6 protein-coding genes are annotated in these 3,074 nt (G+C 44.2%); all 6 read left to right on the forward strand.

Translation table 11 applies throughout. The features are described from left to right. Positions 1 to 29: 29 nt before the first annotated feature. A complete protein-coding gene (locus A4S05_RS30510; protein ID WP_069073523.1) occupies positions 30 to 1,214 on the forward strand; it encodes a ParM/StbA family protein in 1,185 nt (394 codons plus the stop codon). Further along, positions 1,195 to 1,389, forward strand: coding sequence for a hypothetical protein (locus A4S05_RS30515; protein ID WP_069073524.1), 195 nt, complete (start codon positions 1,195 to 1,197; stop codon positions 1,387 to 1,389). The genes A4S05_RS30510 and A4S05_RS30515 overlap by 20 nt, the downstream gene beginning before the upstream one ends. A gap of 1 nt (position 1,390) precedes the next feature. Continuing rightward, on the forward strand, positions 1,391 to 1,615 hold the full coding sequence (locus tag A4S05_RS30520; protein WP_069073525.1) for a hypothetical protein: 225 nt from the start codon (positions 1,391 to 1,393) through the stop codon (positions 1,613 to 1,615). A 92-nt stretch (positions 1,616 to 1,707) separates the two neighbouring features. After that, the gene (locus A4S05_RS30525) at positions 1,708 to 1,965 is read left to right on the forward strand and encodes a hypothetical protein (protein ID WP_141699847.1); all 258 of its coding nucleotides are present in this window, start codon (positions 1,708 to 1,710) and stop codon (positions 1,963 to 1,965) included. Between the two features lies 1 nt (position 1,966). Further along, positions 1,967 to 2,377 (forward strand): hypothetical protein, encoded by a 411-nt coding sequence (locus A4S05_RS30530; RefSeq protein WP_069073527.1) that lies wholly within the window; start codon positions 1,967 to 1,969, stop codon positions 2,375 to 2,377. Beyond that, the coding region (locus A4S05_RS30535) for a hypothetical protein (RefSeq protein WP_069073528.1) at positions 2,377 to 3,074 on the forward strand (698 nt) is incomplete at its 3' end. The genes A4S05_RS30530 and A4S05_RS30535, both read left to right, overlap by 1 nt.

Genomic DNA, 3,074 nt, shown 5'->3' on the forward strand with positions numbered 1-3,074 from the left:
TGACGATAAAAAGTTGAGGGTAAAACGATATGTCAAGACCTAAAAAACAACCAACATCTATAAGCACGAACGCACCTAACACAAACGAGGCTGAAACTATAACAGAGAAAGCATCAATGCCATCAAAAAAGGTAATTCATTTGATGCTAGATGCTGGGCGCTCCAGTATTAAATATCAGGCTTTCGTTAATAACGAAACTGGCACAACACCAGTGATGAAGACTGAATCTTTAGTGTGTTGTGTGCCATCAGTACCCTTTGGAGAATTAGGAGCTTTCAGCCTAAGCCGAGGCAAAGATGAAAACAACAAAGATGTTGTAGAGCATTGGGTTGTTGGTAGCTCCGCCAGACTGCAAGGTAAAGAGTACATAGCAATGAGTGATTCCGAGAATCACAAAGTAGACTACTTCCCCATCCTTGCATTAGGCGCAATCGCATCTCTGCCGAATCTGCTTGAGTTGTCCACGGGTACAAGCGCCAAGCGTAGAACCTTGCATATTCGTTTATCAACCCTCTCGCTAGCTTCCCCATTAGAACTAAAAAAAGCCATTGAACAATGCAAGTGGATAGCGGTAGATGGTGTTAGATACCGTTTGTGTTTTTCTAAACTTGGCTTTCTGGGATTTCCAGAGGGATATGGCGCGTCACTCTGGGCAAGCGAACGCTTTGACGATAAACAGTTCCATACTTTTGATATTGGATATGGTACAGCCACAATCAGCGAATATAGTAATCTCGGCAAATTACCAAAACGGGTAACTTGTAGTCCCAATGGTGGCGGCGGTGTCGCCACACTAATCAAAGAATTCTCCAGAGCATTGAGCAACACCGATTCTTCTAAAATGATTCGCCCCTCCCAACTGCGCGAGATTTTGGAAACTGCAACCGTTGGTGATAACGGCATAAGCGCGATTGCACCTGATGGCGAAGATATTGGGACTGAGTTAGAAAACGCGATTCATTCATGGATGAAAGATTCTCCCTTGGCTTATGCCCTAGATGACGTATCCGTGAAAGCCAGACGCAGCAAGGTAACTTTGTGTGGCGGTGCGTTTGCGATCGCGCCCGTGCAGATGTTGATTAAAGAAAGATTACTCAAAGGGAGCATTCCAGAAAGTAATTTGTTGATTCCCGAAAATCCGGGAACCGTTGCTTTATCAGAAATGAAAAAACTTTATTTAGGAGAAACGACCGATGTTAAACAAGCGGCTTAATTACAACGTTCCTCAAGACTTGACTCCAGCCATCAGAATGCTTGCAGAAATGGATGGCACGACCCCCGCTTACTGGCTGAGAAAAGCTCTAGAGAAATTAGTAAATGAAAGGTTCTCCGTCAATAACAATCATCAAATCAACTTAGGGGATTTGGAGGCGATAAGAGGTGAATAATATGATGAGCAGCATTTTCACCACAGAAGAAATAGTCATCATCCTTGCTGGTGTTGAGCAAACTTTAAGGTTGATTCAAGCTACTCCCGAATATAGAAGGCTGCAAACATCGAAGCATTTTACTACATCAAATGACTTGGTTTTGAATGATGCCATTCAATCAATATCTGAAGTTTTAGATGGCATTGAAAAAGTACAACTTGCTAACAGTTCTGATGAGGATTAATTGTGCAAACGCTTGCCCTGTCAAGAAAAGCGTTCGCCCAGTTGTGACTTAGATCAGGGATGAAATCAGTACACACATTCAAGGATACCAAAATGGCGCACCCCGTAGGATATTACTCTCTCTCTCACGACAATGCACTCATTAAAGATATGTGTGAGACATGGGGCGAAGGATTAGAAAAGATGAGCGAATCAGACACACTCTGGTTAATTGCAAAAATCGCTCATCAAGCATGGTTAGAGTGTGAATCTTCCACCGCTCCTAGTAATGAAGCGGAGTCAGTATTTAAACGACTACATGAGTTAAAGCAATGGGAGAAGTTTGCACTGATTAGCGCAATGGCACAGTGAGATGTACAAGAAGCAATTGTATTTAGCCTTGGCTGGTGTCGGGGTCTGCTTCTTGCCTGTAATCATCCCTTTAGTACCCAAGTTGGGGGCTTATGCAGAAGCCGAAAGATTAAAAGCCACCGAAGGATTAGAACGTCAACGCATAGAAGAACGGGCAAAAACCAGCGATGCCTTATATGAGGCGGGAGTCATGCCCACAACTCGAAAACTGAGGATTACTAATTACTTTGATAGCGTTAAACGCAATCCCAGACCAGACCCAACTCTTTATCAAGATGACGAGATTGTTGATGTGTTTGATGCTTCTGGGCGCTGCATAGGTCGGATTGAAGAAGGGATTTGGAAGTGGAAGCACAAAGCCAAAGGGATTTGTAAAACCGTTCAAAATATCAAACCAGTAAGGAGGAAGTAATGGCGTTAGGAACATCTGGTGCAGAAAGTAATAGCACTGGTAACAGCGATGGTAAACCTAAAGGTAAGAAGCGAACGCTTGGTGAAATCATCGATTTTTGTGCCAAGGCTGTTGTGATGATTGTTGGTTTACCCATTAGGGCAGCCGCCGCGATTGTCAATCAGTTTGTTGCTAACGGTGGCGCGGGTCGTGCCTTGGTAGGCGGGATTTTATTTATCGGCGGTTCCATAATCAGTGCTGATTCAACTTGGCAATTAATCTTTACTGGGCCCCCTGTTTGTCCTTGGTTTGAGCCGACTTGGAATTGGCTAAATGTGCCGTTTGCAGCGTTCAACCCTTTGTTTTACTTGGCATTCATGGTTTCTGTAGGTGTTCAAGTAATCGAAGCCCATGCTCTACGGGGTAAAAACCCAGATTCAGCTAGGCGGGAACTTCAAGATCACATGGTTTATGAGCTTGAAACCAAGCCTAGTGGCAAGATTGACCTTGTTGGTGAACTGTGGAAGGACTACAAGACCGCAGGTACACGCGATCGCTCTAGTGCAGGGTTAGTTGTGATTGCGGTTTGGGTGTTCGATATTGTCACCACCTTTGCGGCTCGTAACCCATTTGAATTTACAGCCCCGTTCATGATTTTGGGCTGCATATTGTTTAACATCGGCACAATGATGGCAGGTGAAATTGGGTTTGCCATCTG

Origin of the sequence: Nostoc sp. KVJ20 (assembly GCF_001712795.1) — a bacterium.
Classification (GTDB): Bacteria; Cyanobacteriota; Cyanobacteriia; order Cyanobacteriales; family Nostocaceae; genus Nostoc.